General features: G+C 61.2%; 19 protein-coding genes. 7 read left to right on the plus strand and 12 right to left on the minus strand.

Translation table 11 applies throughout. The features are described from left to right. Positions 1 to 142: 142 nt before the first annotated feature. From sutA to glnK, 4 genes are all read right to left on the minus strand, one after another. The gene (gene sutA, locus HX801_RS16290; RefSeq protein ID WP_003208791.1) at positions 143 to 469 is read right to left on the minus strand and encodes a transcriptional regulator SutA; all 327 of its coding nucleotides are present in this window, start codon (positions 467 to 469) and stop codon (positions 143 to 145) included. A 103-nt stretch (positions 470 to 572) separates the two neighbouring features. Then, positions 573 to 998 (minus strand): secondary thiamine-phosphate synthase enzyme YjbQ, encoded by a 426-nt coding sequence (locus tag HX801_RS16295; RefSeq protein ID WP_003208787.1) that lies wholly within the window; start codon positions 996 to 998, stop codon positions 573 to 575. Positions 999 to 1,207: 209 nt separating this feature from the next. Beyond that, on the minus strand, positions 1,208 to 2,548 hold the full coding sequence (locus tag HX801_RS16300; RefSeq protein WP_177020286.1) for an ammonium transporter: 1,341 nt from the start codon (positions 2,546 to 2,548) through the stop codon (positions 1,208 to 1,210). 34 nt (positions 2,549 to 2,582) lie between these two features. Next, complete coding sequence (glnK, locus tag HX801_RS16305) at positions 2,583 to 2,921, minus strand: P-II family nitrogen regulator (RefSeq protein ID WP_002555808.1); 339 nt, start codon at positions 2,919 to 2,921, stop codon at positions 2,583 to 2,585. 473 nt (positions 2,922 to 3,394) lie between these two features. Here glnK and HX801_RS16310 point away from each other — a divergent pair, with 473 nt between their 5' ends. Next, positions 3,395 to 3,604, plus strand: coding sequence for an accessory factor UbiK family protein (locus HX801_RS16310; protein ID WP_371103568.1), 210 nt, complete (start codon positions 3,395 to 3,397; stop codon positions 3,602 to 3,604). Between the two features lie 52 nt (positions 3,605 to 3,656). Here HX801_RS16310 and cfa read toward each other — a convergent pair whose 3' ends face one another. Continuing rightward, the gene (gene cfa / locus HX801_RS16315) at positions 3,657 to 4,739 is read right to left on the minus strand and encodes a cyclopropane fatty acyl phospholipid synthase (RefSeq protein ID WP_003208781.1); all 1,083 of its coding nucleotides are present in this window, start codon (positions 4,737 to 4,739) and stop codon (positions 3,657 to 3,659) included. Positions 4,740 to 5,002: 263 nt separating this feature from the next. On the opposite strand from cfa, the gene HX801_RS16320 reads away from it, so the two are divergent. Both HX801_RS16320 and HX801_RS16325 read left to right on the plus strand, forming a co-directional pair. After that, positions 5,003 to 5,911 (plus strand): LysR family transcriptional regulator, encoded by a 909-nt coding sequence (locus HX801_RS16320; RefSeq protein WP_003208779.1) that lies wholly within the window; start codon positions 5,003 to 5,005, stop codon positions 5,909 to 5,911. Positions 5,912 to 6,008: 97 nt separating this feature from the next. Further along, the gene (locus tag HX801_RS16325) at positions 6,009 to 7,505 is read left to right on the plus strand and encodes a YifB family Mg chelatase-like AAA ATPase (RefSeq protein ID WP_177022380.1); all 1,497 of its coding nucleotides are present in this window, start codon (positions 6,009 to 6,011) and stop codon (positions 7,503 to 7,505) included. Here the strand turns inward: HX801_RS16325 and HX801_RS16330 are convergent. After that, on the minus strand, positions 7,492 to 8,076 hold the full coding sequence (locus tag HX801_RS16330) for a TetR/AcrR family transcriptional regulator (protein WP_003208775.1): 585 nt from the start codon (positions 8,074 to 8,076) through the stop codon (positions 7,492 to 7,494). The genes HX801_RS16325 and HX801_RS16330 overlap by 14 nt on opposite strands. 114 nt (positions 8,077 to 8,190) lie before the next feature. Here HX801_RS16330 and HX801_RS16335 point away from each other — a divergent pair, with 114 nt between their 5' ends. Further along, on the plus strand, positions 8,191 to 9,114 hold the full coding sequence (locus HX801_RS16335) for an ABC transporter six-transmembrane domain-containing protein (protein WP_008439408.1): 924 nt from the start codon (positions 8,191 to 8,193) through the stop codon (positions 9,112 to 9,114). Positions 9,115 to 9,231: 117 nt separating this feature from the next. Here the strand turns inward: HX801_RS16335 and HX801_RS16340 are convergent, their stop codons facing one another. Further along, positions 9,232 to 11,208: a methyl-accepting chemotaxis protein gene (locus HX801_RS16340; protein WP_008439409.1), complete on the minus strand. Its 1,977-nt coding sequence runs from the start codon at positions 11,206 to 11,208 to the stop codon at positions 9,232 to 9,234. Between the two features lie 178 nt (positions 11,209 to 11,386). After that, entirely contained in the window at positions 11,387 to 12,307 is a 921-nt protein-coding gene (locus tag HX801_RS16345) for a LysR substrate-binding domain-containing protein (protein ID WP_177022381.1), read from the minus strand. A gap of 152 nt (positions 12,308 to 12,459) precedes the next feature. Here HX801_RS16345 and HX801_RS16350 point away from each other — a divergent pair, with 152 nt between their 5' ends. Then, complete coding sequence (locus HX801_RS16350; protein WP_102370156.1) at positions 12,460 to 13,863, plus strand: NorM family multidrug efflux MATE transporter; 1,404 nt, start codon at positions 12,460 to 12,462, stop codon at positions 13,861 to 13,863. Positions 13,864 to 14,020: 157 nt separating this feature from the next. Here HX801_RS16350 and HX801_RS16355 read toward each other — a convergent pair whose 3' ends face one another. Beyond that, positions 14,021 to 15,691: a bifunctional diguanylate cyclase/phosphodiesterase gene (locus tag HX801_RS16355; protein ID WP_008439412.1), complete on the minus strand. Its 1,671-nt coding sequence runs from the start codon at positions 15,689 to 15,691 to the stop codon at positions 14,021 to 14,023. Between the two features lie 267 nt (positions 15,692 to 15,958). Here HX801_RS16355 and rep point away from each other — a divergent pair, with 267 nt between their 5' ends. Both rep and HX801_RS16365 read left to right on the plus strand, forming a co-directional pair. Next, positions 15,959 to 17,968 carry a DNA helicase Rep gene (gene rep / locus HX801_RS16360; RefSeq protein WP_008439414.1) on the plus strand — a complete coding sequence of 670 codons (2,010 nt, stop codon included), beginning with the start codon at positions 15,959 to 15,961 and terminating at the stop codon, positions 17,966 to 17,968. A gap of 57 nt (positions 17,969 to 18,025) precedes the next feature. Beyond that, the gene (locus HX801_RS16365) at positions 18,026 to 18,598 is read left to right on the plus strand and encodes a xanthine phosphoribosyltransferase (protein WP_008439415.1); all 573 of its coding nucleotides are present in this window, start codon (positions 18,026 to 18,028) and stop codon (positions 18,596 to 18,598) included. A gap of 130 nt (positions 18,599 to 18,728) precedes the next feature. Here the strand turns inward: HX801_RS16365 and HX801_RS16370 are convergent, their stop codons facing one another. From HX801_RS16370 to HX801_RS16380, 3 genes are all read right to left on the minus strand, one after another. Beyond that, entirely contained in the window at positions 18,729 to 20,651 is a 1,923-nt protein-coding gene (locus HX801_RS16370; protein WP_177022382.1) for an acetyl-CoA hydrolase/transferase family protein, read from the minus strand. Between the two features lie 135 nt (positions 20,652 to 20,786). Next, the gene (locus tag HX801_RS16375) at positions 20,787 to 21,200 is read right to left on the minus strand and encodes a cytochrome c5 family protein (protein ID WP_305729269.1); all 414 of its coding nucleotides are present in this window, start codon (positions 21,198 to 21,200) and stop codon (positions 20,787 to 20,789) included. Positions 21,201 to 21,382: 182 nt separating this feature from the next. Further along, complete coding sequence (locus HX801_RS16380; protein WP_003208755.1) at positions 21,383 to 21,931, minus strand: cupin domain-containing protein; 549 nt, start codon at positions 21,929 to 21,931, stop codon at positions 21,383 to 21,385. Between the last annotated feature and the right edge of the window lie 93 nt (positions 21,932 to 22,024).

Here is a 22,024-nt window from a genome sequence, read left to right on the forward strand (position 1 = left end):
GCTTCGCGCCCCAACGGGAGCAAGCTCCCTCGCCACACACGCTCTTCATCCTTGGATGGGTGTTGGCCCTGACCATTTTTTGTAGCGCCCATGAAAAAGCCCGCAGCGACGGCGGGCTTTTTCAGCAAGCAGACAGCAGGCCTTAGATAGGCCGGCTGCCGTACTTGTTATCCGGCTTCTTCGGTGGATCTGCCACCACGTTAGCCTCGACTTCCTGCACTTTGCCGCCTTTGGCGAGGAATTCTTCCATCGCCCGGGCCAGCGCATCGCGCTCTTTGTTCTTGGCTTCTACGCTCGGCAACTCGTCAACCGACACTGCAGCCTTGGCCTTGCCCTTGGCTGCCGGGACCGGTGCATCGTCGCCACCGTCGTCGTCAGCCACGTCTTCGGCAGCCGCCTCAAGACCTTCTTCGGTTTCGTCGTCGTCGCCTACTTCGAGGTCGTCGTTTTCCAGATCATCGTCGCTCATGTTCTACCTCATGACTTGCGAAAAGCAGATTAGTTATAGCCCAGCTTCGCCGCCTGTCGACGGCCGCCGGAAAAAAATCAACATCCACCGGTTAACCAGTGGCTTATGCCCCATCACCGTGCAAGGTGGCGAGGACTTTACGAGCACCGCCATGATCACGGTGCTCGCCCAGATAAACACCTTGCCAGGTCCCCATCGCCAAGCGGCCGGCCCTTACCGGCAAACTCAGCTGACAGCCCAGCAGACTGGCCTTGAAGTGCGCCGGCAGATCATCCGGACCCTCGTCGTTGTGTTCATATCCCGCCGTGCCTTGCGGCACCAGCGCATTGAAAAAACGCTCGAAGTCACGGCGAACCGCCGGGTCGGCATTCTCGTTGACCGTCAACGAGGCCGAGGTGTGCTGCAGCCACAAATGCAACAGTCCCACCCGACAGGCCTTCAATTCAGGCAGGCCGGCGAGCAACTCGTCCGTCACCAGATGAAAGCCCCGGGGCTTGGCCCGCAGGGTTATCAGGGTCTGTTGCCACATACAGTTCTCCGCCTATCGGCGCGCATTCTAGCGCGCTCAGGGAAAAAACAAAGTGCCGAATACGCCTACATGCCTGTAAGACATTCGCACACTGAAAAGTGCAGTGCGGATCCCATCACAAAGTCGCAAAAAAACCCATACACCTTTAGCCACAGACAAACCCAAGGCAAAAAAATGCCCGGCAAGCCGGGCATCTTTTTTTCGCGTACTTACAAGTTGTAGCCGCGCTCGTTGTGTTGCGCCAGATCGAGGCCAACCGCCTCTTCTTCTTCGGTCACCCGCAGGCCCATCACCACGTCCAGCACCTTGAGGATGATGTACGTAACGATAGCGGTGTAGATGACGGTGAAGCCGACGCCTTTGCACTGGATCCAGACTTGAGCCGCGATATCAGTGGTGGTGGCGTTGAAGCCGCCCATCGCCGGTGCCGCGAACACGCCGGTCAGGATCGCGCCGAGGATACCGCCGATACCATGCACGCCGAAGGCGTCCAGGGAGTCGTCGTAGCCCAGTTTGCGTTTCAGGGTAGTGGCGCAGAAGAAGCACACCACACCGGCAGCCAGGCCGATTACCAGGGCGCCCATCGGGCCCACGGTGCCAGCGGCTGGGGTGATTGCCACCAGGCCCGCAACCACACCCGAGGCGATGCCCAGTGCGCTTGGCTTACCGTGGGTGACCCACTCGGCGAACATCCAGCCCAGGGCCGCAGCAGCGGTAGCGATCTGGGTCACCAGCATCGCCATGCCGGCAGTGCCGTTGGCCGCAGCAGCGGAGCCGGCGTTGAAGCCGAACCAGCCGACCCACAGCATGGCCGCGCCCACCAGGGTGTAACCGAGGTTGTGCGGGGCCATTGGGGTGGTTGGGAAGCCTTTACGCTTGCCGAGTACCAGGCACGCTACCAGGCCGGCCACACCGGCGTTGATGTGCACCACGGTGCCGCCTGCGAAGTCGAGCACGCCCCAGTCGCCCAGCAACGAACCCGGACCGCCCCATACCATGTGGGCGATCGGTGCGTAGACCAGGGTGAACCAGACGCCCATGAAGATCAGCATCGCGGAGAACTTCATCCGCTCGGCGAATGCACCAACGATCAGCGCCGGGGTGATGATCGCGAAGGTCATCTGGAAGGTCACGAACACGGCCTCAGGGAACAACGCCGCCGGGCCGGTGATGCTGGCCGGGGTCACACCCGAGAGGAACAGTTTGGACAAGCCACCCACAAACGAGTTGAGGTTGACGACGCCTGCTTCCATACCGGTGGTGTCGAACGCCATGCTGTAGCCGTACACGAACCACAGGATGGTGATCAGGCCGGTGATGGCGAAGCACTGCATCATCACGGAAAGAATGTTTTTGGAGCGAACCATGCCGCCGTAGAACAGCGCGAGGCCTGGAATGGTCATGAACAGCACCAGCGCGGTGGACGTGAGCATCCACGCGGTGTCGCCGGAATTGAGGACTGGAGCAGGTACTGGGTCCGCCGCCATGGCCAGGGCCGGCATTACGAGGGACAACAGGGCTCCTAGCCCTGCGAATTTACGCAGAGTCATATTGTTTTCTCCTGGGGCGTTGGGGTTTGGCGGCTTAGATTGCGTCGGTATCGGTTTCGCCGGTACGGATGCGAATAGCCTGTTCCAGATTGACCACGAAGATCTTGCCGTCACCGATCTTGCCGGTGTTGGCGGCCTTGGTTATCGCCTCGATAACCCGGTCAAGATCCTTGTCGTCAATGGCGACATCAATCTTCACCTTTGGCAGGAAATCGACCACGTATTCCGCGCCGCGATACAGCTCGGTGTGACCCTTCTGCCGACCGAAGCCTTTGACCTCAGTAACGGTAATGCCCTGCACGCCGATCTCGGACAGTGACTCGCGTACATCGTCCAACTTGAACGGCTTGATGATGGCAGTGACTAGCTTCATGAAAACTCTCTCCCGAATTGGTGGACTTGCCCCAGGAAAACAAACCCGTCTCAAGTCTAAGCGCAGTGCCTGGCTTTGTAACGCTTCGTCGCCCTGGCATTTGCCATTGCGACGCTCGCTAACCACTGGTGACGAAACATGTACCGCTGGTCCGTCGGCGCACTGCATCGTCACAGCGACTGCATCAGTGCATGGGTCATGATCGTCTAAGCAGAAAGCTTGCCAGCTCCGTAAAAATCACTGAAATCAGTCCTTTGTTCGCCTGTGCCCACCTACCGGGCGCCACGACAGCGAAGATACGCACGAAAACGGTGCGCGACCGCCCGTCCTCATGCGCGAAAAGCGTGCGCCGCAGGGGCTGGAAAAGACTATAGACGCTGCGTGATACACTGCCGGCCAACAGATTTTCCGGACTATTTCCCATGCTCGCGCCCAAAGACCTCCTCGACGCCCTGAGCGGCCACGCCTCCCGCCTGTTCAGCAGCGACACGCCGCTGCCACGCAATGAAATTGAAAGCCAGTTCAAGGCGCTGCTGCAAAGCGGTTTCAGCAAGCTGGACCTGGTAAGCCGGGAAGAGTTTGATAGCCAGATGGTGGTGTTGGCGCGCACTCGGGCGCGACTGGAAAGCCTTGAGGCCAAGGTGGCGGAGCTGGAAGCGCGATTGACGCCTGCCGCCGAATAAGCCGGCCCAACCGGGGCAGGTTTCGCCTGTCCCCGTTAAACCGTTGCAACCCTCAGCTCACCCGCTGATACCCGCCGACAACCCCCTTCTTCGACAATACCCACTGCCACAGCTGGATATCCCGCGCGCGAAACGCCCCTGCACACGACAGCAGGTAATAGCGCCACATCCGGTAGAAGCGCTGGCCAAAGGTGTCTGCGAAATCCGGCCACGCCAGTTCGAAGTTTTCGCACCAGGCCATCAGCGTCTTGTCGTAGTCGGCGCCAAAGTTGTGCAAATCCTCGGCAACAAATAACCCGTCCATGGCGTCGCCGATCTGCCCGATCGAGGGCAAATCACCGTTGGGAAAGATGTATTTGTCGATCCACGGATCCGGCGTGCTGTTGCGTTGGTTCTTGCCGATAGTGTGTAGCAGGAACAACCCATCGTCTTTCAGGCAGCGGTTGGCGACCTCCATATACGCCCGATGGTTCTTGCGCCCCACATGCTCGAACATGCCGACACTGGCGATATGGTCGAACTGCTCGTCGATATCCCGATAGTCCTGCAGACGAAACTCGATCGGCAGATGTGAATACTTGGCCCGCCCCCACTCCGCCTGCTCCTTGGAGATGGTCACGCCGACACACTCGACCCCGTAGTGCTCGGCCGCATGACTCATGAAACTGCCCCAGCCACAGCCGATATCCAGCACGCGCATGCCCGGCTTGAGCCCCAGTTTTTTACAGATCAGGTCCAGCTTGGCGAACTGCGCCTGCTCCAGGGTGGTGGCATCTTTCCAGTAGCCACAGGTGTAGGTCATGCGCGAGTCGAGCATGCGTGCGTAGAAGTCATTGCCGAGGTCGTAATGTGCTTCGCCGACTTGCCAGGCGCGTTTCTTGTTTTGCAGGTTCAGCCAGCGGGAGCTGAACGCGTGAAACAACAAGGTGGCCGGGTTAGCCTGGTCGATCACGCCGGAGCGCATGAGGCGGAAAAAAAACTCATCCAGCGCCTCGGCGTCCCAGCCGCCATCCATGTAGTCTTCGCCAAGGCCCAGATTGCCCTTGGCCAGGGCGAGATCAAATGTGGCACTGTGGTGCAATTGCATATCGGCAGCCGATGGCCCGTTGACCTCGATCTGCGCCTGCGCCAGCAACTCCTTAACGAAGCGCGCTCCCTGAGACATCTCATCAGAACCGGAAAAAGAATGACGCGTTTTGTTAAGCACAGTTGCTCTCCAGAAATAGCGTTGCCTTTGATTCATACACTGCGAGAAATCTGGCCATGGAAGCGTCTGGCAAGGCCCTTAAGGCGTCATGGAAGCGCTGGCTGGGAACAGATGTAACAAATCTTATCCAGCCATTTTTTAAAGATATAATGAATTAATATTATGAAAACCATGCAAAATTGGAATGCAAGATGGACATCCGGGCGCTCCGTTATTTCGTAGAAGTCGTCGACCAGCAGAGCTTTACCAAAGCCGCTGTGAAGCTGCACCTGACCCAGCCAACAGTCAGCAAGATGGTGCAGCAATTGGAGTCGAGCCTGGGCCTGAAGCTGCTCGACCGCATGGGAAAACGCTTCACCCTGACGGACGCCGGGGAAATTGTGCTCAAGCGCGCCAAGGAAATGATCGCGCTGCACGATGAAATGACGGTAGAGCTGCAAGACTTGCAGCATGTCGGGCGCGGCGCCCTGCGCATGGGGCTTTCGCCCTCCACCCACCTCGCACTGGCGCCGATTTTTGCGGAGTATCACGCCCGTTACCCGAAGATCGAACTGAAACTGTTCGAAAGCGGCGGCAATATCACCATCCAGGATCTGCGCCAGGGCACGCTGGAGTTCGGCACCATCCTGGACTCGCCGCGCGTGGCGGATATCTGGTCCGAATTCGAATCCATGCCCTTGTTCGAATCGCCACTGTGCCTGCTCGCGCCCCATGACTCGCCCTGGCAAGGCCGCAGCTCGGTGGAGTTGAGCGAACTGCAAGCCTGCGAATTCATCTTTTACGATGACACCTTCACCCTGAACCAATTCGTACTTGATGCCTGTGCACAAGCCGGTTTTGAGCCGCGGATCAGTGGCCGCAGCAGCCAATGGGACTTTATTGCCTCCCTGGTACGACTGGGCGTGGGCATCACCCTGCTACCCCGGGCATTCTGCGAAACCCTTGATGCGAGCCAGTTCAGCATCGCGGAAATACAGTCGCCGGCGCTGAACTGGAGATTGATGCTGGCGTGGCGTCGGCAGTGCAAATTGTCGTTTGCGGCGCAGGCGTGGTTGACGTTGGCGAAAGAGTTTCTGTGTGTGCCGCCGTCGGACCGCTAGCGCGATACGTTCTGTAAAACCTCGCCGCCGCGGGTCGCCATCACTCAACTACCCTTGAAAAACCGCAGGAAGCGGCCACTCATTTCAAGGAACCAGCATGTCCCTCGCCATCGTCCACAGCCGCGCCCAGATAGGCGTCGAAGCGCCCGCCGTCACTGTCGAGGTGCACATGGCCAACGGCTTGCCGTCGCTGACGCTGGTAGGCCTGCCGGAAACCGCCGTCAAGGAAAGCAAAGACCGCGTGCGCAGCGCCATTCTCAATTCTGCGCTGCAATACCCGTCCCGCCGCATCACCCTCAATCTCGCACCCGCCGACCTCCCCAAGGACGGCGGGCGTTTTGATTTGGCGATTGCCCTGGGGATTCTCGCCGCCAGCGTGCAGGTACCGGCGGTGACCCTCGATAACGTGGAATGCCTGGGCGAGCTGGCGCTGTCCGGTGAGGTGCGGCCGGTGAAAGGTGTGTTGCCCGCAGCCCTGGCGGCGCGCAAGGTCGGGCGCACCTTGATCGTGCCACGGGCCAATGCCGAGGAAGCCTGCCTGGCTTCGGGGTTGAAGGTGATTGCCGTGGATCACCTGCTGCAAGTGGTGGCGCACCTGAACGGTCACGTGCCGATCGAGCCCTTCGTTTCCAGTGGCCTGATGTACTTGAACAAACCCTACCCGGACCTGAGTGAAGTGCAGGGCCAACTGGCGGCCAAGCGTGCGCTGTTGATCGCTGCGGCGGGCGCCCACAACCTGTTGCTCAGCGGGCCACCGGGCACCGGCAAGACCTTGCTCGCCAGCCGTCTGCCGGGGTTGTTGCCGCCCTTGAGTGAACAGGAAGCACTGGAGGTGGCGGCGATTCAATCGGTGGTCAGCCTGGCGCCGCTGAGCCATTGGCCACACCGGCCATTTCGCCAGCCGCATCATTCGGCATCCGGCCCGGCGCTGGTGGGCGGTGGCTCGAAACCGCAGCCGGGGGAAATCACCCTGGCCCATCACGGTGTGTTGTTTCTCGACGAGTTACCGGAGTTTGATCGCAAGGTCCTGGAGGTGCTGCGTGAGCCGCTGGAGTCCGGGCATATTGTGATTTCCCGCGCCCGCGACCGGGTGCGTTTCCCGGCGCGCTTTCAGTTGGTGGCGGCGATGAACCCCTGCCCTTGCGGCTATGTGGGCGAGCCCAGTGGGCGCTGTCGCTGCACGCCGGAGCAGATCCAGCGCTATCGCAACAAACTCTCGGGGCCGCTGCTGGACCGGATCGACCTGCACGTGACCGTCGCCCGGGAAAGCACCGCGCTGAACCCGGGCATACAGTCCAGTGATGATACCGCCAGCGCCTCCGTCCTCGTCGCCGATGCCCGGGACCGCCAACAACGGCGCCAGGGCTGCGCCAATGCGTTTCTCGACCTGCCGGGGCTACGCCAGCACTGCAAACTGAAAAAGGCTGATGAAGGCTGGCTGGAAAGCGCCTGCGAACGGCTGACGCTGTCGTTGCGGGCAGCCCATCGCCTGCTCAAGGTCGCCCGCACCCTGGCCGACCTGGAACAGGTGGAAGCCATCGCCCGCCATCATCTGGCGGAGGCCTTGCAGTACCGCCCTGCTAGCGCGTCCTAGGCAACGCCAGGAGCAGCCCCGCCACTTCCATCACCTCATCCATCACCGCTTCAGCTGACTCAACGGAGGGTTTGAGCAACAAGTCATCGGCATAGCCCATCGCTACGGCAAAGAGTTGTCGCGCAGCGCGCTTGGGCGACTCACAGCGGAACACTTTGGCCGCCACACCTTGCTCGATGATCTCGGCGAGCATGGCTTGCCATTGGGCGTTGATCACCAGGTAGGCCTGGGCCAATGGCTCGTCATGCATGGCTTCGTCCCAGGCATCCAGCCACAGCGCCCAACCGGCGTCTGCCGTGGAGGGCAGGCAGTCACGCAGGAACCCTTCGAGGGCTTCCAATGGTGGCAGATCCACCAGCGGCGCCCTCACCTCGTCCAGTTGCTCGTTGGCGAACCGCACGAACGCTTCGCGGCGCAGTTCTTTCCAGTCGCTGAAGTAGTGATAGACGTGGCTGCGGGACAGCCCGGCATGCTCCGCCAGGTCGCGGGTGGAAACATCGGCAAACCCTTTGCTGCGAAATAGCTCCAGGGCGGCGGCGATGATCTGGTCTTTACGGTCGATACGCGACATGAGGCTTTTCCTTCAGGCACCGGCAGATCGACGGCGCTTGCTTTTTGAGCAGTCGCTCAAGGATACTTGAGCAGTCGCTCAATAATAGCGTTTATCTCACTCTCGGTGCACCCCATGTCATCCGTAACACCCCAGATCCTGATCGAAGAAAGCAAAAAGATCGGGCAACAATCCGCCAGCCAAACCCTCAAGGCGATCGCCAAGGCCTATCCCGGCAAGTTGTTCTGCACCTTGTCGCTGGTGGCCCTGGAGAACGCATTGCTGCTGGCCTACCCACTGTTTGCGGGGTTCGCGGTGGACTCGATCATCCGCGGCGATGCCGGCAGCGCGCTGTTCTACGCCGCCGTGGTGCTGGCGTTCTGGGTGGTCGGGGCGGCGCGACGGGCGCTGGATACGCGCACCTTCACCCGTATCTACGCGGACCTGGCGGTGCCGGTGATTCTCAACCAGCGTCTGCAAAACCACAGCACTTCCCGGGCGGCGGCGCGGGTGGTGCTGGCGCGGGACTTTGTCGACTTCTTCGAAAAACACGTGCCGATCATCGCGACGGCGCTGGTTTCCATCGTCGGTGCGGCAGTGATGCTGTTGGTGATCGAGCCGTGGATAGGCCTGGCGTGCCTGACGGCGCTGGTGCTGTGCACAACCCTGCTGCCACGCTTTGCCCGGCGCAATCAGGAACTGCATGAGCGCTTGAATGACCGCCTGGAAAAGGAAATCGGCCTGGTGGAAAAGGTCGGCGCACAGACCTTGCAGCGCCACTACCAGGTGCTGTCACGCCTGCGCATCTGGCTGTCGGACCGCGAGGCCGCAGCGTTCCTGTTTATCGGCACGCTGGCGGCGCTGTTGTTTGTGGTCGCCATCAGCCAGTTGGCGCTGTCGCCGGCGGTCAAGGCCGGCCATGTGTATGCGGTGATGACTTACCTGTGGACCTTTGTCAGCAGCCTGGATGAAGCGCCAGGGATGGTTGATCAACTGGCGCGACTCAAGGACATTGGCAAGCGTGTGGACCCGGGGCTGGGCGACCGATCCGACGTTTGACGCGTCGGGTAGGCCGTCATCGCGGGCAAGCCCGGCTCCCACAGTGGACCGCGTACTCCAGAACAACACGGTCAACTGTGGGAGCGGGCTTGCCCGCGATGAGGCCCGAACAGTCAATCAACGAAACCGGTCAACCTCATGCCGCAAGCCCGCCGCCAGGGTCTCCAGTTCCTTGGCGGTGATCGCAAGGTTGGACACCACTTCACGCTGCTCGCTGTTGGCCAGGGCGATGCTCTGCAAGTTGCTGCTCAGCAGGGTCGCCGTGCTGCTCTGCTCCTGGGTCGCCGTGGTAATGGCCGCAAACTGCTGGCCCGCCGAGCGGCTTTGCTCGTCGATCCGCGCCAGCGCAGAGGCGACGTCAGCGTTGCGAGCCAGGCCTTCCTGCATCAGCACGTTGCCTTGTTCCATGGTGCTGATGGCGTTGCCGGTTTCCTGCTGGATACTCTGGATCATCCCGGAAATCTCATCCGTGGCCTGACGAGTGCGCGATGCGAGGTTGCGCACTTCATCGGCCACCACCGCAAACCCGCGCCCCTGCTCACCGGCCCGCGCCGCTTCGATGGCGGCGTTGAGCGCCAGCAGGTTGGTCTGTTCGGCAATCGCGGTGATCACCCCGACGATCCCGCCGATTTCCTGGGAGCGCTGGCCCAAAGTGTTGATCACCGTGGCCGTGCTGTTCAGCGCGGTGGCGATGTGTTCCAGGGACGACGACGCTTCTTGCATCGAGGTGCGGCCGATCCTGGTTTGCTGGGCGTTGTCCTGGGCCAGGCGCTCGGTGTTGCCCATGTTGTCGGCAATGTTCAGCGAGGTGGCGCTGAACTCTTCCACGGCGCCGGCCATGCTGGTGATCTCGCCGGACTGTTGCTCCATGCCTTCGTACGCACCGCCGGACAACCCCGACAGTGCCTGGGCGCGGCTGTTCACGTCTTCAGCCGCCTTGCGGATATGCGACACCATGGTCGACAGCGCTTCGCCCATCTGGTTGAAACTGCGGGCCAACTGGCCGATTTCGTCATGGCTGGAAACGTTCAGCCGTGCGCTCAAATCACCGGCGCCCAGGGCTTCGGCCTGACGCACCAGGTCGCCCAACGGCTGCAACTTGCTGCGCAGCAACCAGACCGCCGCGCCCACCGCCAGCAGCATCGCGAGCAAGCTGCCGATCGCCAGGCGAATCCCCACCGACCAGGTCACCGCGCGAATTTCGGCTTTCGGCATGCTCGCCACCACCGACCACGGGCCGCCTTCAAACGGCACGGCAACGCTGTAGAAATCTTCGTTCTTGTCGCTCCAGAAACGGCCTTTTCCAGGTTTGGCGGCCAGGTCGAGCATCACCGGAATCGACTGATCCAGCGCCTGCACGCCAGCGGGCGGTACCAGCCAGTGCTTCTGTTCGTCCAGCAGCGCCAGGGAACCGGTCTGGCCGATGCGGAAACGCTTGAGGTTGTCGAACTGGGCGTTCTGCGCATCGGTGTAGTCGAAGCCGACAAACAGCACCGCAATCACTTTGCCGCTGGCGTCCCGCACCGGGCTGTACTGGGTCATGTAGGAGCGATCGAACAATACCGCACGGCCAACGTAGCCCTGCCCGCCCAGCAAGCGTTGATAGGCCGGATGCTGGTGATCCAGCGCCGTACCGATGGCGCGGCTGCCATCCTGCTTGGTCAGGGAGGTGCTGACGCGGATAAAGTCCTCGCCGCTGCGTACGAACAAGGTCGCCACGCCGCCGGACATCTGCTTGAACTCATCGACTTCAGCGAAGTTGTTGTTGAGCACTTCCTCGCCCAGGTACAGGCCCGGCGTCTGCACGCCCGCCACCGTCACCGGTTGCTCAGGGCGCGTACTCAAGCCGGCGCTGAAGCGCTTTTCAAACAGCCCGCTCAAACGCTGGGTACTTTCGCGCAAGGTGCTGTGGAAGGTATTGAGCTGGTCGGCCAGCAAGCGGGCCTCGCTGGCCAGGTGCTCCTCGCGGGTGTCGAGGTTGGCGGAGTCCAGCGAACGCAACGCGAATACCGTGCTGCCGCTGATGACGACAGCCAGTATCACGGCGAGGGCAAGCCCCAGTTGAGAGGCAATCCGGGCGCGAGGTTGAGACATGAAGGCTCCTGGCCGAGGCCAGGATCATCCTGATCTCATAGCGCTGCTCGGCAAAATTCTAATAGGGGAAACGTTGCAGAACGGTAGTTCCAACAACCCTACTTCGGCGGGCAGGCTCAATACTTGAGCGAATCACAGGGGTATCGCGCAAACGATTGCTGGCCGGTGCGCAATCCACTCAGTCGAGGCGCTCGACCTGGGGCAATTCCATGGCCTGCACTTCGCCCTGGAGAAAGTCACCCAGCCGTCGCAAACGCTCGCCACCCGGCCGGGTCTTCGGCCACACCAAATAGTAATTTTCCCCACTGGCCACAGCGGTGGGCCATGGCAGACTCAGGCGGCCCTGGGCCAAGTCTTCGGCCACCATCAGCAAGTCGCCCATGGACACGCCGTACCCTCGGGCGGCGGCGATCATGCCCAACTCCAAGGTATCGAACACCTGCCCGCCCTTGAGCGAAACCTGGGATGACAGCCCCATGCGCTCCAGCCAGTTGCGCCAGTCACGCCGGTCCGGCGTCGGGTGCAGCAGTTCGGCAGAGGCCAGGCGCGCAACGTCCCAGGGCCCGTCGCTCAACAGGTTCGGCGCGCCCACCGGAATCAGCAACTCCGGAAACAGGTAGCTGGCTTCCCAGTCCGGCGGGAAATGCCCGTTGCTCAGCAACACCGCGCAATCGAATGGTTCCTGGTTGAAATCCACCTCATCGACGCTCATCCAGGCGCTGGTCAGTTGCACTTCATTGCCCGGCTGCAGGTGCCGGAAGCGACTGAGCCGCGCCAGCAGCCAGCGCATGGTCAGGGTGGACGGCGCCTTCATGCGCAGGATGTCGTCCTCGGCATTCAAGGTATGGCAGGCGCGCTCCAGGGCCGCAAAGCCTTCACGCACGCCCGGCAGCAACAGGCGCGCTGCCTCGGTGAGTTGCAAGGTGCGGCCGCTGCGCTGGAACAGGCGGCAGGCGAAATGCTCTTCCAGGGTACGAATGTGCCGGCTCACCGCACTTTGGGTAATCGACAACTCTTCCGCCGCCCGGGTGAACGAGTTGTAGCGGGACGCAGCTTCAAACGCGCGCAAGGCGTAAAGAGGAGGAAGACGACGAGACATGGCGAAAACTCCGACGGCGCAATATCGAAACCCTACCAGAATCATTCAGGCATGAGTTTTAATCATGCGAACCATCGGATTTATCCCTTTGTGCAATGCGCTGTGGGCGCCGAGAATCAACCCTTCCACCCCTCCCTGACTTTTTGAGCGTGATGATCATGCAGCATCCGGCACGTACCGAACTCTGGGCCATTCTGCGGCTGTCAGGGCCGCTGATTGCCTCACAGTTGGCCCACATGCTGATGGTGCTGACCGACACCCTGATGATGGCCCGCCTGAGCCCCGAGGCCCTGGCCGGCGGAGGCCTGGGTGCGGCGAGCTATTCGTTCGTGTCGATTTTCTGCATCGGCGTGATCGCTGCCGTGGGCACGCTGGTCGCGATCCGCCAGGGCGCCGGCGACATCGAAGGCGCCACCCGCCTGACCCAGGCCGGGCTGTGGCTGGCCTGGTTGATGGCGCTGGTGGCTGGTTTGCTGCTGTGGAACCTCAAGCCAGTGCTGCTGATGTTCGGCCAGACCGAAACCAACGTCGCGTCCGCCGGCCAGTTCCTGACCATCCTGCCGTTCGCCCTGCCCGGCTACCTGACGTTCATGGCCCTGCGCGGCTTCACCAGTGCTATCGGCAAGGCCACGCCGGTGATGGTGATCAGCCTGGGCGGCACGGTGATCAACTACCTGCTCAACCACGCGTTGATCGAAGGCATGTTCGGCCTGCCGAAACTCGGGCTGGTGGGCATTGGCCTGGTCACCGCCATCGTTGCCAACTGCATGGCCCTGGCGCTGATCTGGTACATCAAATACAACCGTGCCTACGACGCGTATCCGCTGCGCAAGGGTTTGCTGCGGCCCAACCTGCACTACCTGCGGGAACTGTGGCGCCTGGGCCTGCCGATTGGTGGCACCTATGCGGTGGAAGTCGGGCTCTTTGCGTTCGCCGCGCTGTGCATGGGCACCATGGGCAGTACGCAGCTGGCTGCGCACCAGATCGCCCTGCAGATCGTGTCGGTGGCGTTCATGGTGCCGGCGGGCATGTCGTACGCGATCACCATGCGTATCGGCCAGCATTATGGTGCCGGGCAGTTGCTGGAAGCGCGGCTGGCCGGGCGAGTTGGCATAGGCTTTGGCGCAGTGGTGATGCTGGGCTTTGCAGCGGTGCTGTGGTTGTTCTCGCACCCACTGATCAGCTTGTTCCTCGACCAGCATGACCCGGCGTTTCGCGACGTGATCAACCTCGCCGTCAGCCTGCTGGCGGTGGCCGCATGGTTTGAGCTGTTCGACGGCGTGCAGACCATCGCCATGGGCTGTATTCGCGGACTCAAGGATGCCAAGACCACCTTCCTGGTCGGACTGGGCTGCTACTGGCTGATCGGCGCACCGGCCGCATGGTTGATGGCGTTCAATCTCGGCTGGGGGCCGACGGGCGTTTGGTGGGGCCTGGCCCTGGGCCTGGCGTGCGCGGCAGTCAGCCTGACCTGGGCGTTTGAACGGAAGATGAAGCGGATGATTCGCCAGGAGCCTGAAACCCACCAAGGATTTCAAGCCGCGCAGCCGGAGTAATGACTCTACTCGGTCAGTGTAGGAGTTGGCTTATGTGGGAGCCGGGCTTGCCCGCGATGCAGGCACCTCGGTAGGTCAGACACATCGCAGTGATGCTATCGCAGGCAAGCCAGCTCCCACAAAAGCTGGCTCCCACATTTTGATCGGGTTTACACGGTCAGATCACGCCGCCCACCAGTTCCTGGCTGTCACCAAACGTCAGGTAGTCCACCAGTTCCGCCAACGGCAACGGCTTGCTGATCAGGTAACCCTGGGCCTGATCGCAGCCGAACAACCGCAGCAACGCCAGTTGCTCGGCGGTTTCCACGCCCTCGGCGACCACTTCCAGGTTCAGGTTATGAGCCAGGTTGATCATGGCGTGCACCAGCTTGCGATTCTCTTCGCGCTCTTCCATGCCGCCGACAAAGCTCTTGTCGATCTTCAGCAAGGCAATCGGCAGGCTGTTGAGGTGCACGAACGACGAAAAGCCGGTGCCAAAGTCATCCAGGGAAAAGCGCACACCCAGGCGGCCCAGCGCATCCATGGTCTGCTTGACCAGGTCGCTGCGGCGCATCACGGCGGTTTCCGTCAGCTCAAATTCCAGCCACTGGGCTTCCACGCCGCGCTCGGCAATCAGCCGGCTGAGGGTGCTGAGCAGTTGGCTGTCCTGAAACTGGCGGAACGACAGGTTGACCGCCATGTGCAACGGCGCAATCCCGCGTTCGCGCAGGTCCTGCATGTCGCGCAGGGCCCGGGAAATCACCCAGTAGCCCAGCGGCACGATCAAGCCGCTCTGTTCGGCCAGCGGCACGAACTCGCTCGGCGGCAACAGGCCGCGCTCACCGTGGCGCCAGCGCACCAGTGCTTCCAGGCCGACGATATGCCCATCGTCGAGGTCCAGGCGGGGCTGGTAATGCAGTTCCAGTTCGTCACGGCGCAACGCCCGGCGCAGTTCGCTCTCAAGGTCGGCGAGGCTGCGGGCATTGCGGTTGATGCGTTCGTTGAAGATATGAAAGGTGCAGCCCTGGGTGCTTTTGGCTTGCTGCATGGCGATGTGGGCGTGCCACATCAACGGGTCGGCGCCAGCCTTGGCGCGGGCATGGGCCACGCCGAGGCTGCAACCGATCAGCAGGCTTTCGCCATCGACCCAATAGGGTTCGGCCATGGCTTCGACGATGCGCTCGGCCATCCATTCGGCGCGCTGGGGCGCACGGCGGGTATCGATCAGCAGGGCAAATTCGTCGCTGCCCAGGCGCGCCAGTTGATCGCCGGCCTCCAGCTGGCTCTTGAGCCGCGAGACCACTTGCAGGATCAGCCGGTCGCCGGCCTGGTGGCCGAGGGCGTCGTTGGCGTGACGGAAGTTGTCCAGGTCGAGGTGGCCGAGGGCAACGCCACGGCCTTCGTTTTCCGCCAGGCGGGCGGTCAGCAGGGTCTGGAAGCCCTGGCGGTTGGCGATACCGGTCAGCGGGTCCTGTTCGGCCAGGCGTTGCAGGGTGTTTTCCAGTACACCGCGCTCGCGCACATGCCGCAGGCAACGGCGCAATGTATCGACATCCAATGCATTCAGGATCAGCCAGTCGCTGACGCCGAGGGGTGAAACCAGGGGTTCCTCTTCCAACAGCAATACCGTTGGCAAGCTGCAGCGACCGGGGCCGGGCTGAAGGTTGGCCGTGGTCAACAGCACCGCGCTGTGATCGTCGTCGAACAGGTTGCTCACAGACTCCCAGTTTGGCGCGCTGATCAGCACAGCTCCGTCGCCCATCGGCGCCAGGCACTCGCGCAATAACGCTGCCCACGCTGGCTCATCGGCCAGTAGCAGCAAACGCAAGGGTTCGACAGGCGTAGACAAGCTAGCTCCCTAGACTCTGCAAAATTTCGTTGGCGGCGGGCATTATGACGTGCGCCCCGATAATGACCAATGATATGGGTTATCAAATGCGCACTGTGCAGCTCTAGACCGAACAATAGTCCTAAATACCCTGCACATCCTGCGGCAAAGTAACAAAACCGGCAAATTTAGATCGAGTGGTACGTCACACTGTCGTTCAGAGGCAGCAGAATCTTGCCAGCCTGTTAAAATGCCCGCCCTTTTGATCAATGACCTCCTGAATTTCGTATGTCCCGACTCAATCCCCGGCAGCAAGAAGCCGTGAACTACGTCGGCGGCCCTCTATTGGTGCTCGCCGGTGCCGGTTCCGGCAAGACCAGCGTGATCACCCGCAAGATCGCGCACCTGATCCAGAGCTGTGGCATCCGTGCCCAGTACATCGTCGCCATGACCTTTACCAACAAGGCGGCGCGGGAAATGAAAGAGCGCGTCGGCACCCTGCTCAAGGGTGGCGAAGGCCGTGGCCTCACCGTGTGTACCTTCCACAACCTGGGGCTGAACATCATCCGCAAAGAGCACGTGCGGTTGGGCTACAAGCCGGGCTTCTCGATCTTTGACGAGACAGACGTCAAGGCGCTGATGACCGACATCATGCAGAAGGAATACGCGGGCGACGACGGCGTCGACGAGATCAAGAACATGATCGGCTCGTGGAAAAACGACCTGATCCTGCCCGCCGAAGCCCTGGAAGCTGCGCGCAATCCCAAGGAGCAGACTGCCGCCATTGTCTACACCCACTACCAGCGCACGCTCAAGGCGTTCAACGCAGTGGACTTCGACGACCTGATCCTGCTGCCGGTGAAGCTGTTCCAGGAACATGCCGACATCCTCGAAAAGTGGCAGAACAAAGTCCGCTACCTGCTGGTGGACGAATACCAGGACACCAACGCCAGCCAATACCTGCTGGTGAAGCTGCTGATCGGCAAGCGCAACCAGTTCACCGTGGTAGGCGATGACGACCAGTCGATCTACGCCTGGCGCGGCGCCCGCCCGGAAAACCTGATGCTGCTCAAGGACGACTACCCGTCCCTGAAAGTCGTGATGCTGGAGCAGAACTACCGCTCCACCAGCCGCATCCTGCGTTGCGCCAACGTGCTGATCTCCAACAACCCCCACGAGTTTGAAAAGCAACTGTGGAGCGAGATGGGCCACGGCGACGAGATCCGCGTGATCCGCTGCCGCAACGAAGACGCCGAAGCCGAGCGCGTGGCCGTCGAACTGCTCACCCTGCACCTGCGTACCGACCGGCCCTACAGCGATTTCGCGATCCTGTACCGCGGCAACTACCAGGCCAAGCTGATCGAGCTGAAGCTGCAGCACCACCAGATTCCTTATCGCCTGTCGGGCGGCAACAGCTTTTTCGGACGCCAGGAAGTGAAAGACCTGATGGCCTACTTCCGGCTGATCGTGAACCCGGACGACGACAACGCCTTCCTGCGGGTGATCAACGTCCCACGCCGGGAAATCGGTTCGACTACCCTGGAAAAGCTCGGCAACTACGCCACCGAACGCAAGATCTCGATGTACGCCGCCACCGACGAAATCGGCCTGGGCGAGCACCTCGACACTCGTTTCACCGACCGCCTGGCGCGCTTCAAGCGCTTCATGGACAAGGTGCGCGAGCAGTGCGCCGGCGAAGACCCGATCAGCGCCCTGCGCAGCATGGTCATGGACATCGACTACGAGAACTGGCTGCGCACCAACAGCTCCAGCGACAAGGCTGCCGATTACCGCATGGGCAACGTGTGGTTCCTGATCGAGGCGTTGAAAAATACCCTGGAGAAGGACGAAGAAGGCGAGATGACCGTCGAGGACGCCATCGGCAAGCTGGTGCTGCGGGACATGCTTGAACGCCAGCAGGAAGAGGAAGACGGCGCCGAAGGCGTGCAGATGATGACCTTGCATGCGTCCAAGGGCCTGGAATTCCCCTACGTGTTCATCATGGGCATGGAAGAGGAAATCCTCCCGCACCGCTCCAGCATCGAAGCCGACACCATCGAGGAAGAACGGCGCCTGGCCTACGTGGGCATTACCCGCGCGCGTCAGACATTGGCCTTCACCTTTGCCGCCAAGCGCAAGCAGTACGGCGAGATCATCGATTGTGCCCCCAGCCGGTTCCTCGACGAACTGCCGCCGGACGACCTGGCCTGGGAAGGCAACGACGACACACCGACCGAAGTCAAAGCCGTTCGCGGCAACACCGCCCTGGCGGATATACGCGCGATGTTAAAGCGCTAGAATCGACTACTTTTTAATCTACTTTCGGCGCGTGTTGCGCCAACAGAGGAAGCTTTCGTGGAAGCACTGCACAAGAAAATTCGCGAAGAAGGCATCGTGCTTTCCGATCAGGTACTCAAGGTCGACGCCTTTCTGAACCACCAGATCGACCCGGCGCTGATGAAACTGATCGGTGACGAGTTTGCTGCGTTGTTCAAAGATTCGGGCATTACCAAGATCGTCACCATCGAAGCCTCGGGCATTGCACCGGCGATCATGACCGGCCTGAACCTCGGCGTGCCGGTGATTTTCGCCCGCAAGCAACAGTCCCTGACCCTGACCGAAAACCTGCTGTCGGCGACGGTGTATTCCTTCACCAAGAAAACCGAAAGCACCGTGGCGATTTCCCCGCGCCACCTGACCAGCAGCGACCGCGTGCTGATCATTGACGACTTCCTGGCCAACGGTAAGGCGTCCCAGGCGCTGATCTCGATCATCAAACAGGCCGGCGCGACCGTTGCAGGTTTGGGGATCGTGATCGAGAAGTCGTTCCAGGGTGGCCGTGCGGAGCTGGATGCCCAGGGTTACCGGGTTGAGTCGCTGGCGCGGGTGCAGTCGTTGGCGGGTGGGGTTGTGACCTTTATCGAGTAATCGGTGCGGGCACGGTTAAACATGTGGGAGCGGGCTTGCTCGCCAAAGCGGTGTGTCAGTCACCGGATAGGTCGACTGATCCACCGCTTTCGCGAGCAAGCCCGCTCCCACATTTGATCTCCTGTGTTTTCTAGTGCGCGGTAGCTTGTAGGCCCGCTAGCAACAGGCGCTGATACAAGTCCTCCTTCAACCCCTCCGGCTTATCCAGTCGCATCCGTACCAAATGCTCGGGAAACGCTTCCGGCTCCGGTGCATCCAGCGCCGCCTTGCCCAGTTCCAGAATTTCCGTCAGCTTGAATTTGCTCTTGAGCCAGTTCAACGCCCGCAACAAATCCCGCTCTTCATCCGTGAAGTCACTGCCCAGCGGATACTCCGGGAACAGCCGTGGATGCCGCGCCTGAATCCCCTGCAAACGCTCCGGCGTGTTGTCGGCAAACCGCGGATCCAGCTGGAAATCCTTCGGCAACTTCCCGGCCTTTTGCGCCTGCTCGATCAAGTCTTCCTGGAACCGTGAGTCGGTGATATTCAGCAGCGCCTCGATCACCCTGGCATCAGTCTGCCCGCGTAAATCCGCGATGCCGTATTCGGTGATGACGATGTCTCGCAGGTGCCGGGGAATCGTGCAGTGCCCGTATTCCCAGACGATATTGGAACTGACCTCGCCGCCCGATTCGCGCCAGCTGCGCAGGATCAGGATCGAGCGCGCGCCTTCCAGCGCATGGCCCTGGGCGACAAAGTTGTATTGCCCGCCAACACCGCTGAGCACGCGGCCGTCTTCCAACTGGTCGGCCACGCCCGCGCCCAACAGGGTCACGGTAAACGCGCTGTTGATGAAGCGCGCATCCAGGCGCTGCAAACGCTTGAGTTCTTCCTGGCCGTACAGCTCGTTGATGTAGCTGATGCGGGTCATGTTGAATTCCAGGCGCTTGCTCTGCGGCAAGTCCCGCAAACGCTCGTAAAAGCTACGAGGCCCGAGGAAGAAGCCGCCATGCACCGAGATGCCGTCGGTCTGTGCCGCTTCGTCCAGGGTGCCGGCGTTGGCCCGCTCCTGGGTCGCGACGTCCGGGTATACCTTGCGCCGCACAATCCCGGCATCGGCCAGCACCAGCAGGCCATTGACGAACATTTCGCTGCAACCGTACAGCCCACGGGCAAACGGCGCGACTCCGCCTTCGTGGCTGATCAGCGGTGCCCATTGGTACACATCCAGGTCGGTGAGCAACAGGCGATACGCCTCGTTATCGGCCTGGCGCGCCAGCAAGGCCGCAGTCAGTGCATCGCCCATGGAGCCGATGCCGATCTGCAAGGTACCGCCGTCGCGCACCAGGGTGCTGGCGTGCAAACCGATAAAGTGATCCTGGATACCCACCGGCATGTTCGGGGTGGAGAACAGCGTGGTGCTGTCCTTCTCGTCGATCAGGAAGTCGAACTCATCCATGCCCAGCTCGGCGTCGCCGGGCATGTAGGGCAAATCACTGTGAACCTGGCCCACCACCAGGATGGTTTCACCGGCCTCGCGGCGCTTGGCGATCATCGGCAACAGGTCGAGGGTGATGTCGGGGTTGCAGCTCAGGCTCAGGCGATCCGGATGTTCGGCGCTGCTGGCCACCAGTTGCGCGACGAGGTTCAGGCCGGCGGCATTGATATCACGGGCAGCGTGGCTGTAGTTGCTGCTGACGTAATCCTGCTGCGCCGAAAGGCTGTGGAGCAAACTGCCGGGCTGCATGAAGAACTGCTGCACGTGAATGTTCGACGGCAGGCTGTCCTTGCGCAGTGCGGCGAGGAAGTCCAGCTCGGGATAGTCACCGAAGACCCGTTCGATAAAGGGCTCGAGAAAGCGCTTCTGCAAACCATCGCCCAAGGTAGGGCGACCCAGGGCCAGGGCTGTGTAGATGGTCAGCGCCCGGTCCGGCAACTTGGCGATACGCCGGTACAGCGCGTTGACGAACAGGTTGGGTTTGCCCAGGCCCAGGGGCATGCCCATGTGAATATGCGCCGGCAGCCGTGCCAGTACGTCGTCGACTGCTTGCTCGATTGAACACAACTGCACCATCCGACTTCTCCCGAACATTCCATGAATTGGGGTTGGACCGAGCTTGCCGGGTCTTTGCTGCAAAGAACAGCCTCAAAAGGCAAATCGCGGGCACAAAAAAGCCGCTGGTCAGCGGCTCTTTTGGCGAAGATCGGTTTATTTCAGCCCCGACATCTTCTCGATCGCGCCTTTAAGCTCGGCATCCGAGCAATCGGCGCAGGTGCCTTTTGGCGGCATGGCGTTCAGACCGGTAATGGCCTTGGCCAGCAGGCCATCGAGGCCACCCTGATGGTCCGCGCGGTCTTTCCAGGCGGCGGTGTCACCGATTTTCGGTGCGCCCAACAGGCCGGTACCGTGGCAAGCGTTGCAGTGCTTGGCGATTACGTCATCCGGCGATTTCGCACCGCCGCCGCCCGCAGCCACTGCCACTTCCATCCCCTTGCACTCTTGCCCCTGGACGCACACCTGGCCTACAGGCTCCAGGCGCTTGGCAATTTCATCATTGGTCGCAGCTTGAGCGCTGACAGCCCATAGGGCCAGTACGGTTGCTGGTGCAGCCAGCATTTTCATAATTAGGTTCACGCGTTCACCCTCAATGGTGGCTATTCACGCCTGCGGCCACGGTTTCGCAGGCGGCGAAAGTATAACGGTTAGCCCGCCCCGCCGAAACAACCCTATTAACCAAGGGGAGATTCAGCAAGACAGAATGCTGCTACGGGCGTCTCTGCGACATAGGCAGGACGCCTCTTTTCTTAAAAGTTCGCGGGTGTGGCTGCGCTGATTAGTCGCGCCGGCACTTCGAACGGATTGCGAAAACGGTGCGGCTTGGTGCTTTCAAAGTAGTAGCTATCGCCGGCTTCGAGCACAAAAGTTTCAAGGCCGACCACCAGCTCCAGGCGACCTTCCACCAGGATCCCGGTTTCCTCGCCCTCGTGGGTGAGCATCTCTTCGCCGGTATCAGCACCTGGCGGGTAGATCTCGTTGAGGAACGCAATCGCCCGGCTCGGATGCGCGCGGCCCACCAGTTTCATGGTGACGGCGCCGTCGGAGATATCGATCAGCTCATTGGCTTTATAGACGATCTGGGTCGGTTTTTCCTGGAGGATCTCCTCGGAAAAGAACTCCACCATCGACATGGGAATGCCGCCCAGCACCTTGCGCAAGGAGCTGATGGAGGGGCTGACACTGTTTTTTTCGATCATCGAAATGGTGCTGTTGGTGACGCCCGCGCGCTTGGCTAGCTCACGCTGGGAAAGACCTTTCAGTTTACGGATGGATTGCAGTCGTTCGCCGACGTCCAATGCAGGAGCCTCCTAGGATTCAGGCGTTGTTGTAATTGAGCGTTATCATGGCGACAGCGTTCAGTATTTACAACACTTTGGCCTAAATCCCGG

It is taken from the genome of Pseudomonas sp. G1002, from assembly GCF_013385455.1.
GTDB lineage: Bacteria > Pseudomonadota > Gammaproteobacteria > Pseudomonadales > Pseudomonadaceae > Aquipseudomonas.